Here is an 18,525-nt window from a genome sequence, read left to right as displayed (position 1 = left end):
TTGTTATTTGTCATTTGTCATTTGCTATTGACCATTGACAATTGACCATTGACTATCCCCATATTTCGTACATAAGGGGCGAGAAACTCTGATACAGATAATTCGGCAGGGTTAACTGCCACAGCTTGTTGTAGTTCTTGCTGCTGTTGGGCAATCCGATTTTCTGTCAACCAACTCTCGTATTCTTCGGGAGTATGAACTACTACCTGTGACCTCATCGAACCGTGATAACCACCACACAGTTCTGTACAAACTACAGGATACGTACCAACTTGAGTAGCAACAAACCTGAGTTTAGTAGGAATACCAGGAATTGCATCTTGTTTAAGGCGGAATTGCGGCACCCAAAACGAGTGGATTACATCTGTAGAGGCAAGGTTGAGTTGTACATCAGCACCCACAGGTACGTGTAACTCACCAGCAGTAACACCACTGTCAGGATAGTTGAAAATCCAAGCAAACTGCATCCCCGTGACATCAACAACTAAGTCTGCTGTTTTACCTTGTTCCTTAGCACCCGCACCAATGCCAATATCGGGATTATTTGCTGGCGTTACCTCAGAACCATCACTCAGAGTAGCAGCAATTGCACTTCCCGGCATTTGATGGGCAACATGAACTGGAGTGTGGTTGTGACCACCTGATTCTAACCCTCCCATTCTGCTATAAACATCCACACTGTAAATCCCCAAACCAAGGACTATTATGGTTGGGATTGCCGTCCAAAATACTTCTAACGGTAAATTGCCCTCAATAGGCGGCCCATCTGTTTCATCACCTTTACGGCGACGAAACATCACCAAAAAAATCAAAATCGTTCCTTCTACCACCACAAACAAAGCAGTGGCAATAGTCATCATCACATTAAAAAAACCGTCTACCAAAGGCGCTTGTTCTGATGCCTGCATAGGCAGTAGACTATGGTGTTGACCAACCCAAAGGCTGAAGAGTGTGATTAATACCCCAGCAACTAAGGTTAACAGTGAAACAGGAATTTGTTGCATACATGCCTGCTCAGAATAACATCGTTCCAGGTGTAACCGTCGCTAAATAGCAAGTGATAAACCAAAAGTTCAAACTAAAAAGAAATAGTTCTTACACCATGAAGTGAACCCATTTGTGTACTAAGAGACCTCTCGATAATTTCCAGCCTCTCTATTACTTATACGGTTTGTGTTTTGTCTTTTTACTTTTGATTTTCACTTGATTCAAAATGGGTTTAACATCCGGCATCTTACCCTTTAAACCCAAGTTAAGTTACTTCTTAATTGTCGATGTTTTAACTATATAACTGCCGATAATTTAAACTTGTTTTAACTTATTTTTCTTTGCACAATATTTTATTTTAATAACAAACTAAAAGTAGTTAATTATTAACATTTTATATTTATAAATTTGTTTACCGTGAACTATATCTAGATTCTCCCTAAATATAGAGAAATCCCCTCTACTTACGCAAATTATCTACAGAAAGACTCTGCCTCTCTCTGCGCTAAACTCTGCGCCCCTTTGCGTTTAAAGTCGCTAGGACTTAACACAAAGCTGTACCTAGTTATTCAATTCAACGTGAGTGTAACAATTTTTGGGACAAATTCTAGAACAAGCTGCACAACCTATACAATTTTCTGGATGAGCAACAGTCATCACTTTCTTTTCGATTTCATCATCATCTTCATCATCTACAAATTCACCCTCTTCATTCATTGCTCGTAATAACAGCACATCGTGTCCGCAAATTTTAAAGCATCTGCCACAGCCGATGCATTTGTGTTCATCTATTGATTGGGCGAATTTGGGTGTCCAAGTTTTACCACCAAATGTCAATCCTGTGAGTACTGCCATGAACTTACCTACCGGAATTTATCTACAACTTGATTGGCGCTTTAACGCTCATACTAACATAACTGTAATTATCTTTTTTTAATGTTCAAATCTAACGATTTACATAGTTAAAATTCCATAACTTTCCGATAAAAATCTTGCTTTTAATATTATTGAATCTAGATGAAATTATTTATTAATAATGTTTAGTCATTATTTATATGTCAGCAATTAAATCATGACTAATAACTAATAAAAATTATATTTAAAAGATAAAAATGTTTATCAAAAAGATGATATTTATTTGCAGTAACTCATATCTTGCACTAGTTACAACAGCCCGGAGCCTCTGGCTCTTCTTGAGAATGGTGCAAGATGTCAGGTAACTAGAAATAATATCTTAAACAAATCATCAAAGTATTAGGAGATACAGAAGTGTAACCACAATATCGCCCACGACTTAAGTGCTGGCTAATAGCAAAAGCCCACTTTCACAATTGTCAGTTACCTGTTATTGATAACTAATAACTGATAACTGATAAAAATGTAAAATGATTAACAGAATAATAATTTTTGTTAAATATTAATATTATTAATAATTCTATTTTCCCAGATGAGTGAAATATTAAAACACGTATTTACTTGTCAAATCTAAAAACTACATATGCATACTATCTCCTAGAAAGAGATGCTATGCAAGCGAGCATACAGTATCTATCAGCTTGTGATTGTTACTCAAGCAACAAACAAAGTTCAATAAGATGTTCTTTTTAGCTAATAAGATATGTGGAAACTACTGAAAATCCAAAATTTAATAAAAATTATCTTTCGCTCATAATGAACAAACCTACAACAATATCTGTGAAATGTATAGATAATTAAGAATTTAATCAGGCTCGGCTAGGTTATGAGCATAGAGTAACTTCCAATTGGATGGAAAGTCCAAATATGGATGTGGGTGGTACTACGGCAATAAAAATCTATGTTTTGCCGTAATTAATGTGGTTGTGAGTAGTGAAAATAGGGGACACATCCAGGGGAAATCCGAGCCAGACATCTCAACGAGTACATTGGCAATAGCCTTATGCCTTACACAATACCTAATAATAGTTGCGTTGGATGTGACAACTGCCGTCCTCAATGTCCTACAGGTGCTATCAAACTGGAAAACGATGAATACTGGATTGATCCGTGCCTTTGTAACAACTGTGAAGGTTACTATCCCGAACCGCAATGTGTGATCGCTTGCCCAACAAATTCTCCCATACCTTGGCACGCTAAAAGAGGAAGATGCAAAGTTGACTTGCGAGAAGTAACTAGTCCAGATTTATTTTCTAACGGCAAGAGTAACCCCTTTGCTTCAGCGATTGTCATTTGGGAAGCTTGCAATTTGCTCTCCCAACGTACATCATTACCTTGGGAAACAGATGAGCAAGGAAACTTGTGCTATCGTCGTCAAGTCAATCAAGGCAAAGGAGCGATCGCATTTCATCTGACAACATCACCCCAGAGTAGTGAACTTGTCACCAAATTAGCAGCCATAGAAACACTAGATATCAGGGCTGCTTGTCTACATCTAATATTTGCAGCATATGCAACAACCCTAGATCAGCCTTGGGAACAAGAATTTACAATTGATGAACGACAGCTGGAGAAATACCTGGGTTTAGAAAAGCGCAAGGACTTAAGCAAAAATGTCAAGTTGACTTTGATGAACAACTTAGTCCAGCAAGCTTGTTCACTCGTCGTTTCTATAGACTGGCCCCAGCAAGGTATGCTCAAAGGCTTCTCGATCAAAGGAAGCAGTTTGTGGGAACTAGTCCAAGTTCAACGTCACTTTCAAGAAGATAATCTCGGATGTAAATATCTTGTCGGCTTAACCTTCAAAATTCGAGCTGGAGTTTGGGCACAGTATTTCCTCAACAAACAAGCATGTAAACAACGAACAGCATTTTATCAATACGGTAGCCTGCCAAAATCCTTATTAACTACAGTGATGAGCATTTGGCAGCAACACGAAGGTGCAGCACGACTAATGCTGTGGTTACTATTTAAAACCAAAATGGGGGCTTCCCAACGCATAACCGTTCCCACCTTGATGCGCGTTGCTTATGGTGAAGAGAAAATTGCCCAAGCGTGCAGACAAAGAGAAGAACGCAAACGCCTCCTGCGGACTTTTGAACATGATTTAGAAGTCCTCAATCACCATGGGATGAAATCAGTCTTTGATCCAGTCACCTACCCGCCCACAATCCAACCCTTGTGGGCCAGAATAGTGGACATTCCCGAAGATCCAGACGAAGCCCTAGAATTTTGGATTAACGACGGTAGCGCTACATCACGTCTGACAGACGTCAGCCCCCGTGGCAAATGGAACCTGTTAATGAATGCCCGAATTTTGTCCTTCAGCTTACCACCAGACTGGGAAAAGCAAACAGCCGACTCCGAAAAAAAGCACCGAACCACAAAAAACAAAAGAAAAACCAAAACCACTGGTGACTTACTAGGCGAACAAATTTTGCGGGCGCGCAAAAACCTCAATCTTTCCCAAAGAGAACTAGCCAAACTCGCAGGTAAAAGTCAAAGCTGGATTCGTGACATCGAAAAAGGCCGCCTTAAAGTCAAACTAGAAGACCAAGTAGTATTACGTAAAGTCTTGGGTCTTAACACAGCCTGATTTTCATCTCTACATACACCATCTTGGTTCTCTTGTTTACCTTTGCGTCCTCTGCGGTTTATTAATATATTTAAAAGGCAAAGAACGATCGCACTCCTGACAACAACATCCTCAACCAAAAATAAAAAGCGATCGCCCTACTAAACTGCAACTTCAACAATCCTTTGTCCCACGACTTCTGGTGCTTGCACATTCAAAGTCATGCGATCGCACCGAACAGTTAAAAATGGCTGACCCAAACCTACCTCAGCAAAAGGACTTTCAGCAGGCACTTCTAATTTAGAACCAACTAAACTCAAACGGGATTCTGATTCAGCAAAAAATAACAGCAAATCTGAATTCATCGTACTAAAACTAGATCCGCCAAATTTCTGTGGCCATGAGAACCAGGGTTGATAATATCTAAAAGAGCATAGTTTTCTGTCACCTTGACACACAGTGACAGAGTTATCATTTTCCCAGGTAAAATCAGCTAACTCCTTCGGTAATCCCCAGATTTCTCGCCCACCAGCTACTGAATCAGGATTATCCACATAAATATGGGAAACCCAACTACCAACTTTGCCTTGATAACTTACAGTTGCTGGTACAACAATTAACTCACTATACTCTAATACCGACTCTGAACTATAGTAAGACAAATAAACACCACCCAGCGTTTTACCAGGCCACACAGTTTTAATTTCTAATTCTTTAGGAATTAAGTGGCGAACACGGTTGACATCTAGTAAATGCGAAGTTAGCAGAGCATAGCCTTTTAGCGTCCAAGGTGCTGCTGGGTATGACATTTGCATCTCCTGATCAATCAACTACTAACCACTAACTATTAACTCTCTATCAAACAAAAAAATGACCACCCAAAGGTATACCTTGAGTGGTAATTGTTAAATTTGTTGATTGTTAATAGTTGATAGTTGGTTGTTCCCAACAACCAACAACCAAAAACAATCAACAATTACTTAGACTCTGTGAAATCAGCGTCAATCACATCATCACCGCCACTACCACCAGAGGAAGCATCAGCATCTGTAGTACCAGCACCATCACCAGATGCATCGCCACCAGCTTGCTGATAGATGTTGCTACCAACAGCAAACAGCGCTTGTTGTAGTTCTGGCATTAATTTCTTGATTTGCTCGTCGTCATCTTTGGTAATAGCATCGCGCAAATCTTTCACCAAACCTTCAACTTTGGTCTTGTCAGCAGCCGGGACTTTATCACCCAACTCTTGCAATTGTTTTTCGGCTTGGTATGCCAAAGAGTCTGCTTGATTCTTGCGATCGATTTTCTCACGACGCTCTTTGTCAGTAGCAGCATTTTGCTCAGCTTCTCTCACCATCCGCTCAACGTCGGATTTATCAAGGGTAGAAGCACCAGTAATGCTAATGGACTGTTCCTTACCAGTACCTTTGTCTTTAGCGGTAACGTTCAATATACCGTTGGCGTCAATATCAAACACCACCTCGATTTGGGGTACACCACGGGGTGCAGGGGGAATACCATCAAGACGGAAGGTTCCCAAACTCTTGTTATCGCCTGCCATTTCCCGTTCGCCTTGGAGGACGTGAATTTCGACGTTGGTTTGACCATCCACGGCGGTGGAGAAGACTTCTGACTTCTTGGTAGGAATAGTGGTGTTGCGAGGAATAATCTTGGTCATGACACCACCCAAGGTTTCTACACCTAGAGATAGCGGTGTTACGTCTAACAACAAGATACCTGTGACATCACCAGCAAGTACACCAGCTTGAATCGCAGCACCAACTGCTACCACTTCATCAGGGTTAACACTTTGGTTTGGTTCTTTACTCAGAAGTCGCTTCACCACATCTTGGACGGCAGGAATACGAGTAGAACCACCCACTAGCACGACTTCATCGATATCATTCTTGGTTAACTTAGCATCGCGCAGAGCATTTTCTACAGGGATACGACAACGGTCAATTAAATCAGAACAAAGTTCTTCAAACTTAGCCCGTGTCAGAGTCATATCCAAGTGTTTAGGGCCGTCTTGAGTTGCAGTGATAAATGGCAGGTTGATTTCAGCTTGGGTAACGCTAGAAAGTTCAATCTTGGCTTTTTCCGCTGCTTCTGTCAGACGTTGTAAAGCTTGTCTGTCTTTACGTAAATCAATACCTTCGTCTTTCTTAAACGCTTCTGCTAAGTAATCAACAATTTTCTTATCGAAGTCGTCACCACCAAGGTGGGTATCACCAGAAGTAGCTAGCACTTCAAACACGCCGTCGCCTACTTCCAAGATGGATACGTCAAACGTACCACCACCAAGGTCAAATACAAGGATAGTTTCGTTGCTCTTCTTATCAAAACCGTATGCTAGCGAAGCGGCGGTAGGTTCGTTGATAATCCGTAATACTTCAATACCTGCAATTTTACCAGCGTCTTTGGTAGCTTGGCGCTGGGAGTCGTTGAAGTAAGCTGGAACAGTAATTACAGCTTGAGTTACAGTTTCACCGATATATTTGCTAGCGTCTTCTACTAGCTTCCGCAGAACTTTAGCAGAAATTTCCTCTGGTGCAAACGCTTTTCCTGCTTGGGGACATTCCAATTTGACGTTTCCACCACTTTGGACAACTTTATAGGAAACTTCTGTTGCTTCGTTTGTAACTTCTTCGTAGCGGCGACCGATAAATCGTTTTACAGAATAAAAGGTATTTTCGGGGTTCATCACCGCTTGGCGCTTGGCGATTTGCCCAACCAAGGTATCGCCATTTTTGGCAAACGCCACAACTGACGGTGTTGTCCGAAAACCTTCCGCATTAGCAATAACCGTGGGTTTACCACCTTCCATTACTGCTACGCAGGAGTTTGTCGTACCTAAGTCAATTCCAACTACTTTTGCCATTGTAGGTGCTGGCTCCGTATAACTACAAATGAATGAATGGGAGTATAAGGGACTAATTTTTGAACTAACTGGTTTTTGAAAGCAGCCAGTCCAGCATCAATACCTTTGGTTTTTACTTGGGCAAAAACCCAAGTCTATGCTGATATATATACTGAGCCTGTGTAGCCAGTCCATGAAGGGTGGTTTTCCGAACCTTAGCAAGGGCGGTTATGCTTCATGTTTCTACTTGGCTCATATATTTATTGCTTTCACTTTGTCTAATGTATGAGAATTAATACTTCCTGAGATTCGGGTGAACCGTAATCTGATGGTCGTGTTTGCCGTCTTTTAGTTGAGTTATGATCATCGAGATGTGGGAAATACAAAAGCTTTTGATGAATGTGCGATCGCAAATGCAAATCCCAACTAGCCCTAGTAACGCTCTTTTGCTTGAGCGATCGCGCGGTAAAATCACAAGAGTGCAAAACTCAGTAACTTACAGAATGTGAAAACAGACAGCATCTTTTATCGTATTTTTCAGGAATTTCCCTACATCTTCTTTGAATTAATTGGTGAATCACCCGAAACCGCAGACACTTATCAATTCTCCTCCATCGAAATTAAGCAAACCGCATTCCGAATAGATGGGGTTTTTCTTCCCATTCCAGAAGAACAAAACCCAATTTACTTTGTCGAAGTCCAGTTTCAAACAGACACAGAAATTTATTCGCGTTTGTTTTCAGAAATCTTTTTATACCTGCGTCAAAACCAACCCAAAAATTCTTGGCGGGGAGTGGTTATCTACCCAAGTCGTAGCTTAGATACATCAGATATCAACAATTACAGCGAATTTTTTACTAGTCAGCGTGTTAGTCGTATTTATCTGGATGAACTAGGTAAAGCAACATCCTTACCAGTTGACCTTGCTACCATCAAATTAGTAGTAGACGATGAAAATAAGGCTATTGCAAATGCCAAGGAATTAATCAGTCGAACCCAGCAAGAGATAGATAACAAACTGAAACAGCGGCAGTTATTAGAATTAGTAGAAACAATCTTGGTTTATAAGTTTCCAAAAATGACTAGAAAGGAGATTGAGCTTATGTTTGGGTTAAGCGATTTGAAACAGACACGAGTTTATCAAGAAGCCAAGCAAGAAGGTAGACAAGAAGGTAGACAAGAAGGCGCGCGTCAAGAAAAATTTAGAATGATACCTTTGTTGTTGAGATTGGGATTGAGTATAGAACAAGCAGCAAAAGAGTTGGGTTTGAGTGTAGAAGAGGTTCAGCTAGAATTACAAAAACTCTCTCAAAGTCAAGATAGTTAAATAAAAAATAACAAAATTTGCACTGAAACATTATTTATGCTTTCTCCCAATCTCAAAACTAGACTCTCATCACCTTTAAAAGTTGGTAATTTTGAGGCGAACAGTCGGGTTTTGCAGTCACCTCTTTCTGGGGTGACAGATTTGGTGTTTCGTCGCTTGGTACGTCGCTACGCACCAGATTCGATGATGTACACAGAAATGGTGAGTGCGACAGAGTTACATCATGTCAAAAAATTGCCAAAAATCATGGAGGTAGACGCCAACGAACGACCAATTAGCATCCAGTTGTTTGACTGTCGTCCCGATTTTTTAGCAGAAGCAGCACAGAAGGCAGTGGCAGAAGGTGCAGACACAATTGATATTAATATGGGTTGCCCTGTTAATAAAATTACCAAAAAGGGTGGCGGTTCTTCGCTACTGCGACAACCACAAGTTGCTGAAGCTATAGTTAGGGAAGTTGTCAACGCTGTAGATGTACCTGTAACAGTTAAAACTCGTATCGGCTGGAATGATGAGGAAATTACGATCCTGGATTTTGCCAAAAGAATGCAAGATGCAGGCGCACAAATGATTACAATCCATGCCCGGACTCGCGCTCAAGGTTACAATGGTAACGCCCGTTGGGAATGGATTGGTCGTGTCAAAGAAGTGCTTTCAATTCCAGTGATTGCCAATGGTGATATTTTTTCGGTAGAGTCGGCGGTGCAATGTTTACAGTCAACAGGTGCTGATGGGGTAATGTGTTCGCGGGGAACATTAGGTTATCCGTTTTTAGTAGGAGAGATAGATTATTTTCTCAAAACTGGCCAGAAGTTACCACCACCAACACCGCTACAGCGTTTGGAATGTGCCAAAGAACATCTACAGGCACTTTGGGAATATAAAGGCGATCGCGGAATTCTGCAAGCCCGTAAACATATGACTTGGTATGCAAAAGGTTTTGTGGGTGCAGCACAGTTGCGTGCAGAATTGAGTTTGATTGAAACGGTACACCAAGGTGTAGATTTAATTGATAGAACAATTGAGCAGTTAAATTAACATCCGCAACCGCAAGCTCAATTAACTCTACTCAACGGTAGTAATCTCCACAACACTTTTCCACCGTCCAATCGCGACATCAACAACGACTAGGAAATCTTCTGGCATGATCTGCGTCGGTACTTTTCTGGTGTACCATTTCCATTTGCTGCGGTTTTTGCTGTTATTCCACCATTGGGGTGCAGCTAAAATTTCCACTACCTCCTGTAAAGGAGTATTGCGGCTACTAAATGCAATAGCGATCGCCTCACCAAGTGAGGCTTCATTAAGTACTACCTGAGTACTCAACAACATCAGATCATACAAATCTTTTGGTCGCCAACGTTTCGCACCTTGTTCCACTAATCCATGCAACTTCCAACCGACCATTGTTTCTGGACGCACAGCCTGTAGCCGCACAGCTTTTTCTGGTAAAAGCGTTGGATAATCTATCCACATAGCAGGTGGTACTAATGGATCACCAAAACCCACATCAATTTGAATATTCTGTTGATAATCAACCACAGCCGCATCAATGTTGACCCGCACGCCAGGAAACTCAGTATTAAGCCAGATTCCTCTGGTTTGCAAACTCTCCAGATGGAATACCACACCATCTGCTAAGTTCTTTGCAGCCAGAATATCTTGAAACTTTTGCTGTGTATTTTCTATATCAAACGGATAAAGACCCAAAAAATCCACATCTACAGCAATTCGTCGTCCAGATGGAACCCAAATGCGGGTAAGCATCCCACCACGCAAAACTAAATCTTGAGCATAAATTGAGTGGGATACTCGCCGTAACACACCTTCTAACAAATGGTAAGTCAGCACTTCTTCGGAGGGACGACCAGTGGCAGTGGCAAGATTGAGTAAATATTCTTTAATATTGGGCATGATCGTCTTCTCCTCCTTGATTGTCAATGCTGAACCAGCCTGCATCCAAGTTCAAGTTACTGTCATAAACGGTGTATTCCTGTTGCGGTTGAGATAGCTTCCATCCTTTCTGTTTGAGTGCAGATAGCAATGTATAAAAATGTGCTTGGGCGCTATAGTGTCCTACACTATACACACGCATGGTAATAAAGCGCTGCTGTTGTCCATCAACAGAATGTTTGAGAGCATTAGTAGAAAGATGAGCATTATGTTCCCAGCAGTATTTTCTCAGTACCTGCAAATCCTCACTTGCAGGTAAGGTGACTTTGACATGAAACTCAAAATAATTAGTTGCGGGTAATGCTTGTGCTTGTTCGTCAGTAACTGGCACATCATGGTTATTTACCATCGCCTCTATCTTGATTCGCGCTACCTCAAAACCCGCATCCAGCAACTTTTGCACTAGTCCCTGCACATCTGTCAGCACATTTTTCAATCTTCCGTGATGATGAGATGCAGTCATTGGTTGCGATCGCATTACTCCCTGTGGCAATTCAATGAGTATGCATTTGACACTCAAAGCTTGGCAAAAGTGAGAAAATTTTTTGCGATCGCTTAAATTAGGAGCATTGACGGTAATATGGGCTTCAAAAGTCCCTGTATAGTCATGTTGAAGCAACACATTCTTCAGCTAATGAAAAGGTGGATTAATGATTGAATAGAGATGTTTGAGCATTTGTTTGGATCAGTTCTTGTTGGCAGTAGAAATACTTTGTATTATATATGTAACACACGTGTTGTCAATAAGGCAAGAATTAAAAGATTCCTAAAATTGCTGTGGACTAAATCGACAAAAACTAACCCAAAACAAGCTCCCCGACTTCGCAGGAGAAGTCGGAGAGCTAAACTTTGCAATTCTCACAAATTATCTAAGATTGCTATATATACATAACTAATTTTATAGGTTAAAAAAACAAAGAATACAAAAAAATCGTGACCTTGCTTGCAAAATTTAATTATTCAAAACTTATTATAAAACTCGCTCTTCAACAATCAACATAAAGCCTTTTACCTTTCCTTCCTCGGTAAAGCTTTGAGTTGTGCGACATCGATTGTTGTGATTAATTAGATTGATTATTTCCGTCGCAAATAAATTACCAGTTGCTTTGTTCCAAACATTAAAGATAATCATATTATCTCCATATTCTCGAGCAATTGTTCTAAAATTTTGCCACTCAGGAAGATCCAGAGCTTCTATTTCTACTTCATCTTCACTAATTACTTTACCGACAAAAGAGTTAGTTACATTCCTACCATCAGGATATTTGTAGGTATTGGTTTGTATCCATTGGTTTTCAATAATTTTCTGCGTAATTTCAGCCTCAAAACGTAGAGTTTCCTTAGCTTTAGCATCCAAACATGTCCAGGAACCATACCAAATTCCAATGTGCTTAGGAAATACTTGGAAGTCTTGCAAGTGTTTTTGCACCATAAAATATTTCACCAAAATCGGTCTGGAAAAATATCATACGAGAAATAATTCCAATTAAGATAGGCTAGTATCTCTAGCTATACTCTTACTAAAATAGAGAGTATTTTGGGCGATCGCATTTCAAAAAGTTGATAGTATGGCTGTCTAAATTGAGCTATCCGATACTTTTGCTCCACCACTTGTCCAAACTTGGATTACGACTCCACCAGATTGGCTCAAAATTCAGCCTGTTACTAAACCTTCTGATGCGATCGTTGATCTATTTGATCCTGGAGGACGCGCAGCCATTCTTTTAGCACAAGAAGTCAAAGCAGATTTACTCTTGCTGGACGATATGAAAGCACGTCGCATTGCTACAGAAAGAGGACTTGTTCTTACGGGTATCCTCGGAATTCTAGATCAAGCAGCGACTATGAAACTCATCGATTTACCTACTGCTGTCCGAACCTATCAAAGTACATCTTTTTGGGCATCAGATAGTTTGTTTCAAAAGTTGTTAGATAAACACTCCTAAATACGGTGTATTTAATCAAAATTTACCATTTACAACAGTAATTGTACTTAAACTAGTATCCGCACAACCACTAATAAATCCGCCCATTGTCTGGATTTGTTGTAAATATTCCAACGCAGGTTTAGTAATTATTTCTCCCGGCATCAACACAGGAATACCAGGGGGATAAGGATAGACGATTTCAGCACAAATACGTCCTATAGTTTTTGAAATTGGTAAAGTTTCTGTCGCAGAAAAAAAAGCTTCACGAGGCGATATATGCACAGAAGCCCCCATACTAAAAACATCATCCCATATTTCCACCCCTTCTGCTTTATAGGAGAGAGGGGGTGAGGTGATCTCAGCAAGTTTAGTAAAAGCTTGCACCAACTGCTCGATATCTTCTTGAGTGTTGCCTAAACTGATAATGAACGTAAGATGCTGTAGCGATGCAAATTCCGCAGTTACACCGAACTGTTGATCGAGAATTTCTTCGGCAGTAAAACCTGTTATACCTAAGCCGGAAACAGTCACAGTTAAACGTGTTTGATCTAAGCTGATAAAACCAGGAGATCCCCCCAACTCTCCTTGTAGAGGGCTTTGTAAAATTGACAATCCAGAAATTTTTGCAATTCTAGTTCTCGCCTCCTCAGCAAGTTGCAGTGTGCGAGACATTAACTGTTTGCCATACAGCGCCATTTGTTGACGGGCTGCATCCAAAGAAGCTAAGAGTAAATAACTAGGACTAGTAGATTGTACTAACCGTAAAGCTTTGTTGAGGCGATCGCGATTTATTCTTTCACCTTGGATATGCAGCATCGATGCTTGGGTCATTGCACCCAGGGTTTTATGAATTGACTGAACAGATAAATCTGCGCCTGCTTGCAAGGCTGGGGTGGGTAGTTGGGGGTGAAAAGCAAAGTGCGCGCCGTGGGCTTCGTCTACCAGTAAAGGAATATTATATTGGTGGGTAATTTGGGCGATCACTTGTACATCTCCACACACACCGTAGTATGTAGGGTAAACCATGATTACGGCTTTGGCGTCAGGATGGTTGAAGAGTGCTGCTGCTACTGCCTTGGGAGTGATACTGTGAGCAATATCTAAAACAGGGTCGTATTCTGGATTGATAAAAATTGGTATAGCACCAGAGAGAATTAATCCTGCGATCGCAGAGGAATGAACATTGCGTGGCAGAATAATTTTATCGCCAGTGCTGCAAGTAGCAAGAATTGCTGCTTCGATTCCACAAGTAGAACCATTGACAAGAAACCATGTTTGTGCAGCGCCAAAGGCTTCTGCTGCTAATTCTTGTGCTTGTTGGATAACACCTACTGGTGCAAACAAATTATCCAATTCTGTCAACTCTGGTAAATCGTTGCGAAATACAGTTTTACCAAAAACATTAGCTATCTTTGGAGAAATTCCCACACCTCGTTTATGTCCTGGAGTGTAAAAAGGTGCATGGGGACGTTCAGCACAGACTTTTAAGGTATGTAATAAAGGTGTTTGATTTTGATCAAGCATTTTAATACAGTTATCAGTGAACAGTTATCAGTAAATCATGTGTTTTTCTCTAGTACTGCTTTACGTAAAATCGTAGCGACCTTAAACGCACTAGGCACACAGAGTCTTTTCTAAAAATGATTCGCTACTAATTAATTAAATAAAACAGTCTCAACAGGAGTATAGATATATAGGAAGATGTCAGCACGGTTAATAGTCATTTAGCTTAGAAAAGTCAAGTAATTTAAATCAGTGAACAGTACCAACAGCATTCCTTTTATATATATGGTGTGAAATTAACAAAAACAATGGTACTGAATACCTGATAACTGATAACTGATAACTGATCATGATTTATCTCATTTCTGAACCTCAACCTAACGAACCACCAATTCCTAACCCAGAACCAAATCCTGTACCTCCAACTGAACCTACACCAGGGCCAACAGTTCCCCAACCCATACCAGATCCAGTTCCTGAAACCGTACCAGCACCCATACCACAAACCGTACCCGGTCCCATTCCTCAAACAGTTCCAGGAACAATACCGCAAACAATCCCCTAACCTGTTTAAAATTGATTTCGTCTAGTTTCAATTTCAAATCTAAAATCTAACATGCTGAGAGCCGGGATTGTCGGACTTCCCAACGTTGGAAAATCTACGTTATTTAACGCTTTAGTTGCTAATGCCAAGGCAGAAGCTGCTAACTTTCCATTTTGTACAATAGAACCGAATGTCGGCGTTGTAGCAGTGCCAGACGAACGGTTAAATGTTTTAGGTAAGATTTCCAAGTCGGTACAAATTATCCCGGCCCGCGTTGAGTTCGTGGATATCGCTGGTTTGGTGAAAGGTGCAAGTCAGGGTGAAGGACTGGGTAATCAATTTTTGTCTCATATCCGCGAAGTTGATGCCATTGTCCATGTAGTGCGTTGTTTTGAAAATGATGACATTATTCACGTTGCTGGTTCAGTAGATCCCGCACGGGATATTGAGACAATTAATTTGGAACTAGGGTTAGCTGATTTAGCCCAAATCGAACGCCGAATTGAACGGACTAAAAAACAAGCCCGTACCAGCAAAGAAGCACAATTTGAATTGACAGTATTGGAAAAATTAGCTGCGGCATTAAATGAAGGCAAATCAGTACGGCAGATTAGTTTAACACAAGAAGAAACAGCAGTTATTAAACAACTAGGTTTGCTGACATCAAAACCGATAATTTATGCTGCCAACGTATCTGAAGATGAATTGGCAACAGGAAATGAATTTGTCGAAAAAGTCAGACAAATTGCTGCAACAGAAAATGCTCAAGTTGTTGTCGTTTCGGCACAAGTAGAAGCAGAATTAATCGAATTATCAGAGGAAGAAAGAGCAGATTTTATCGCATCTTTAGGTGTAGAAGAAGGTGGGTTAAAATCATTAATTCGTGCCACTTACATACTCTTAGGATTGCGTACTTATTTCACATCTGGTGAAAAAGAAACCCGTGCCTGGACAATTAAAGCCGGAATGCTAGCACCGCAAGCAGCAGGTGTAATTCACAGCGATTTTGAACGCGGATTTATTCGTGCTGAAACTGTTGCTTACGATGATTTAGCAGCAGCTGGTTCTATGGCTGCTGCAAAAGAAAAAGGCTTAGTTCGCAGTGAAGGAAAAGATTACGTCGTCAAGGAAGGTGACGTGATGCTGTTCAGATTTAATGTGTAATAAGTAGCACAGCGTCAATAATTCAAAGTTCGTAGTGAAGACTTTAGCCGTCAAAAAAGGTTAGAGTCGCATACTACTGATAACTTACACTATTCTTAACAAGAGCTAGAGGCTCTTGTTCTTGTTACCAGGTTCAACTGGTAACAAGGTTATTCATAAGCTTTTTCTTCTTCGTCTGGCTTGTCCTTCTTGGTCGCCAAATGGCATCAGACTTGTAGTGAAACAGTATAAGGGTTGCACAAAAGCAACTTCACAGCATTGCAAGAGAGTGGTCGATATATATTGTTTTTGTCGCAGCTTTAATTCCCATTAGTTATTATGAAAGATTCTACAGGTAAAAGACTGGAACAATACACTATTAAACGTCCCCAAGAAGTCTTATTAGTAACAGTAGAAGTTGCTGGAGAGGAAGACCAAATTGCTATATTTAAAGGGTTTTCAAGTTCTTTGATGCGTCCTACTGCATTTGATCCCGATGTGCCTGTTTTGCCAGAAGAAGCAAATATTCTCAAAATTGACATAGTTGCAAGTCCATATAACCCAGAAGCACCCCGCTATATTCAACAAGGACTGACCTGGAAAGATATGGAATCTCTGTTGTCCCAACTTCGCATATAGGTGTTGGTTGGTTATTGATGGTTGATGGTTGATTGTTGGTAGTTAGTAGTTAGTAGAGACGCGAGGAACATCGCGTCTGTACATTAGTAGTTAGTAGTTAGTGGTTTAATACCCCTCACACCCCTCACACCCCATCTCCCCACCACCCCGATCCCCAATTCTCATATTCATCAAAAGCGAAACAGCTTGTTCACGAATCGCAAAATTATGTTAATTTATTATGAATAATCATAACAATCCCCAATAAATATATTTTTCACTAACCACTCTAGGGTAACTTTTTCTTCTTAATACCATTAACAAATACGTAGGTAAGGCAAGCGCGGTTTACTAGCGTTTGTTGAGGGTTAGTTTAACCCTAAAAGCTTGAGAAAGCTGAGGAATACATAGTGTTAGCAAGACCGTAGAGCGAAATTTTTTTACATTACACACCTCTCCTGATCATGAGTACAGCGGTGACCCTACCAACAGAACAAGCGTCTCAAATTGTAGAAGATTTGGGACAAATCAATCGCCAAATGATTGTAATTCTCGATTTTGGTTCTCAGTATTCTGAACTGATAGCCCGCCGAATTCGAGAAACTCAAGTTTATTCTGAAGTTCTTTCCTATCGCACCACTATTGAACAGTTGCGAAAGCTCAACCCTAAGGGAATCATCCTCTCTGGTGGTCCTAGTTCAGTTTATGACCAAGGCGCTCCCAAATGCGACCCAGAAATTTGGCATTTAGGAATTCCCATCTTAGGTGTTTGCTACGGTATGCAATTGATGGTGCAGCAGTTGGGTGGGGAAGTAGCCAAAGCTGACCTAGCTGAATATGGTAAGGCATCATTATATATAGATGATCCCACAGACTTACTGACCAACGTCGAAGATGGCACAACTATGTGGATGAGTCATGGTGACTCAGTGACATCAATGCCATCAGGGTTTGAATTGTTGGCACATACAGAAAATACTCCTTGTGCTGCGATCGCTGATCACAACCGTAAACTCTATGGCGTCCAGTTCCATCCAGAAGTAGTTCATTCTATTGGTGGTCTGCCATTAATTCGCAATTTTGTTTACCACATTTGCGAGTGTGAACCGACTTGGACAACCGCCGCTTTTGTCGAAGAATCAATTCGTGAAATTCGCGCCAAAGTAGGTGACAAGCGGGTGCTGTTGGCCTTGTCTGGTGGTGTTGATTCCTCTACTCTTGCCTTTTTGCTGCATAAAGCGATCGGTGAGCAATTAACTTGTGTTTTTATTGACCAAGGCTTCATGCGGAAGTATGAACCAGAGCGATTATTGAAGTTATTTCAAGAGCAGTTCCATATACCTGTAGAGTACGTTAATGCTCGCGATCGCTTCTTAAAAGCTCTCAGTGGTGTTACTGAACCAGAAGAAAAACGTCGTATTATTGGACACGAATTTATTAGAGTATTTGAAGAGGAATCAAGACGCCTTGGGCCCTTTGATTATTTAGCGCAAGGTACGCTATATCCAGACGTGATTGAATCTGCTGACACCAACGTTGATCCACAGACAGGCGAACGAGTTGCAGTGAAAATCAAGAGCCATCACAATGTTGGTGGTTTACCCAAAGATCTACGATTTAAATTGGTAGAACCACTACGGAAACTATTTAAAGATGAAGTCCGTAAAGTCGGTCGTTCTATTGGCTTGCCAGAAGAAATCGTACAGCGTCATCCTTTTCCTGGCCCAGGTTTAGCGATTCGGATTTTGGGCGAAATCACTGCCGAACGCTTAAAGATTTTGCGGGATGCCGATTTAATTGTCCGGCAAGAGATCAATCAAAGGGGCTTGTACCATGAATACTGGCAAGCTTTTGCCGTATTGTTGCCAATTAAGAGCGTGGGCGTAATGGGTGATCAACGTACCTACGCTTATCCCATTGTCTTACGCATCGTCACCAGTGAAGATGGTATGACAGCAGACTGGGCGCGTGTACCATACGACGTACTAGAGGTGATTTCCAACCGGATTGTCAACGAAGTTAAAGGAGTTAACCGGGTAGTTTACGATATTACCTCCAAGCCACCTGGAACTATCGAGTGGGAATAAAGGTTAGTGGTTAGTGGTTAATGGTTAGTGGAAATAGTTAGTGATAAAAAACTGAGCAACTAACTACCAACTACTAACTACT

The 18,525-nt window shown here is 40.9% G+C and carries 17 protein-coding genes; 8 read left to right on the top strand and 9 right to left on the bottom strand.

The window, feature by feature from the left end; all coding sequences use genetic code 11:
- Positions 1-17: 17 nt before the first annotated feature.
- Complete coding sequence (locus RS893_RS11470; protein WP_315791280.1) at positions 18-1,004, bottom strand: cytochrome c oxidase subunit II; 987 nt, start codon at positions 1,002-1,004, stop codon at positions 18-20.
- A gap of 544 nt (positions 1,005-1,548) precedes the next feature.
- Positions 1,549-1,842 carry a ferredoxin III, nif-specific gene (gene fdxB / locus RS893_RS11465; RefSeq protein ID WP_102149687.1) on the bottom strand — a complete coding sequence of 98 codons (294 nt, stop codon included), beginning with the start codon at positions 1,840-1,842 and terminating at the stop codon, positions 1,549-1,551.
- 1,063 nt (positions 1,843-2,905) lie between these two features.
- Between fdxB and RS893_RS11460 the strand changes: the two genes are divergently transcribed.
- Positions 2,906-4,498: a helix-turn-helix domain-containing protein gene (locus RS893_RS11460; RefSeq protein ID WP_315791279.1), complete on the top strand. Its 1,593-nt coding sequence runs from the start codon at positions 2,906-2,908 to the stop codon at positions 4,496-4,498.
- A gap of 140 nt (positions 4,499-4,638) precedes the next feature.
- On the opposite strand, the gene RS893_RS11455 is transcribed toward RS893_RS11460, so the two are convergent.
- From RS893_RS11455 to RS893_RS11445, 3 genes are all read right to left on the bottom strand, one after another.
- Entirely contained in the window at positions 4,639-5,286 is a 648-nt protein-coding gene (locus RS893_RS11455) for an acetoacetate decarboxylase family protein (protein WP_315791278.1), read from the bottom strand.
- Between the two features lie 167 nt (positions 5,287-5,453).
- Positions 5,454-7,361: a molecular chaperone DnaK gene (gene dnaK / locus RS893_RS11450; RefSeq protein WP_315791277.1), complete on the bottom strand. Its 1,908-nt coding sequence runs from the start codon at positions 7,359-7,361 to the stop codon at positions 5,454-5,456.
- A gap of 257 nt (positions 7,362-7,618) precedes the next feature.
- Entirely contained in the window at positions 7,619-7,825 is a 207-nt protein-coding gene (locus tag RS893_RS11445) for a hypothetical protein (RefSeq protein ID WP_315791276.1), read from the bottom strand.
- A gap of 20 nt (positions 7,826-7,845) precedes the next feature.
- On the opposite strand from RS893_RS11445, the gene RS893_RS11440 reads away from it, so the two are divergent.
- Positions 7,846-8,667 carry an Rpn family recombination-promoting nuclease/putative transposase gene (locus tag RS893_RS11440; protein WP_315791275.1) on the top strand — a complete coding sequence of 274 codons (822 nt, stop codon included), beginning with the start codon at positions 7,846-7,848 and terminating at the stop codon, positions 8,665-8,667.
- A gap of 36 nt (positions 8,668-8,703) precedes the next feature.
- Positions 8,704-9,705: a tRNA dihydrouridine synthase DusB gene (dusB, locus tag RS893_RS11435; RefSeq protein ID WP_315791274.1), complete on the top strand. Its 1,002-nt coding sequence runs from the start codon at positions 8,704-8,706 to the stop codon at positions 9,703-9,705.
- A gap of 27 nt (positions 9,706-9,732) precedes the next feature.
- Here dusB and RS893_RS11430 read toward each other — a convergent pair whose 3' ends face one another.
- From RS893_RS11430 to RS893_RS11420, 3 genes are all read right to left on the bottom strand, one after another.
- Complete coding sequence (locus tag RS893_RS11430; protein ID WP_315791273.1) at positions 9,733-10,581, bottom strand: nucleotidyl transferase AbiEii/AbiGii toxin family protein; 849 nt, start codon at positions 10,579-10,581, stop codon at positions 9,733-9,735.
- Positions 10,568-11,239: a hypothetical protein gene (locus RS893_RS11425; RefSeq protein ID WP_315791272.1), complete on the bottom strand. Its 672-nt coding sequence runs from the start codon at positions 11,237-11,239 to the stop codon at positions 10,568-10,570. Before RS893_RS11425 ends, RS893_RS11430 begins: the two co-directional genes overlap by 14 nt.
- Positions 11,240-11,590: 351 nt before the next feature.
- Entirely contained in the window at positions 11,591-12,052 is a 462-nt protein-coding gene (locus RS893_RS11420; protein ID WP_315791271.1) for a DUF3598 family protein, read from the bottom strand.
- A 334-nt stretch (positions 12,053-12,386) separates the two neighbouring features.
- Between RS893_RS11420 and RS893_RS11415 the strand changes: the two genes are divergently transcribed.
- A complete protein-coding gene (locus RS893_RS11415) occupies positions 12,387-12,566 on the top strand; it encodes a hypothetical protein (RefSeq protein ID WP_315791270.1) in 180 nt (59 codons plus the stop codon).
- Between the two features lie 15 nt (positions 12,567-12,581).
- On the opposite strand, the gene RS893_RS11410 is transcribed toward RS893_RS11415, so the two are convergent.
- Complete coding sequence (locus tag RS893_RS11410) at positions 12,582-14,072, bottom strand: aminotransferase class I/II-fold pyridoxal phosphate-dependent enzyme (RefSeq protein WP_315791269.1); 1,491 nt, start codon at positions 14,070-14,072, stop codon at positions 12,582-12,584.
- 328 nt (positions 14,073-14,400) lie between these two features.
- Between RS893_RS11410 and RS893_RS11405 the strand changes: the two genes are divergently transcribed.
- The 4 genes from RS893_RS11405 (at position 14,401) to guaA (ending at position 18,443) form a co-directional block, all read left to right on the top strand.
- On the top strand, positions 14,401-14,616 hold the full coding sequence (locus tag RS893_RS11405; protein ID WP_016866016.1) for a hypothetical protein: 216 nt from the start codon (positions 14,401-14,403) through the stop codon (positions 14,614-14,616).
- A 51-nt stretch (positions 14,617-14,667) separates the two neighbouring features.
- Positions 14,668-15,759 carry a redox-regulated ATPase YchF gene (ychF, locus tag RS893_RS11400; RefSeq protein ID WP_315791268.1) on the top strand — a complete coding sequence of 364 codons (1,092 nt, stop codon included), beginning with the start codon at positions 14,668-14,670 and terminating at the stop codon, positions 15,757-15,759.
- Between the two features lie 318 nt (positions 15,760-16,077).
- Positions 16,078-16,377 (top strand): hypothetical protein, encoded by a 300-nt coding sequence (locus tag RS893_RS11395; protein ID WP_315791267.1) that lies wholly within the window; start codon positions 16,078-16,080, stop codon positions 16,375-16,377.
- Between the two features lie 443 nt (positions 16,378-16,820).
- Entirely contained in the window at positions 16,821-18,443 is a 1,623-nt protein-coding gene (gene guaA, locus RS893_RS11390) for a glutamine-hydrolyzing GMP synthase (RefSeq protein ID WP_315791266.1), read from the top strand.
- Positions 18,444-18,525: the final 82 nt, after the last annotated feature.

Origin of the sequence: Fischerella sp. JS2 (genome assembly GCF_032393985.1) — a bacterium.
In the GTDB taxonomy this organism is placed as follows: domain Bacteria; phylum Cyanobacteriota; class Cyanobacteriia; order Cyanobacteriales; family Nostocaceae; genus Fischerella.
The sequence above is the reverse complement of the archived record's forward strand: the minus strand, read 5'-3'. Positions and strand labels throughout refer to the sequence as shown.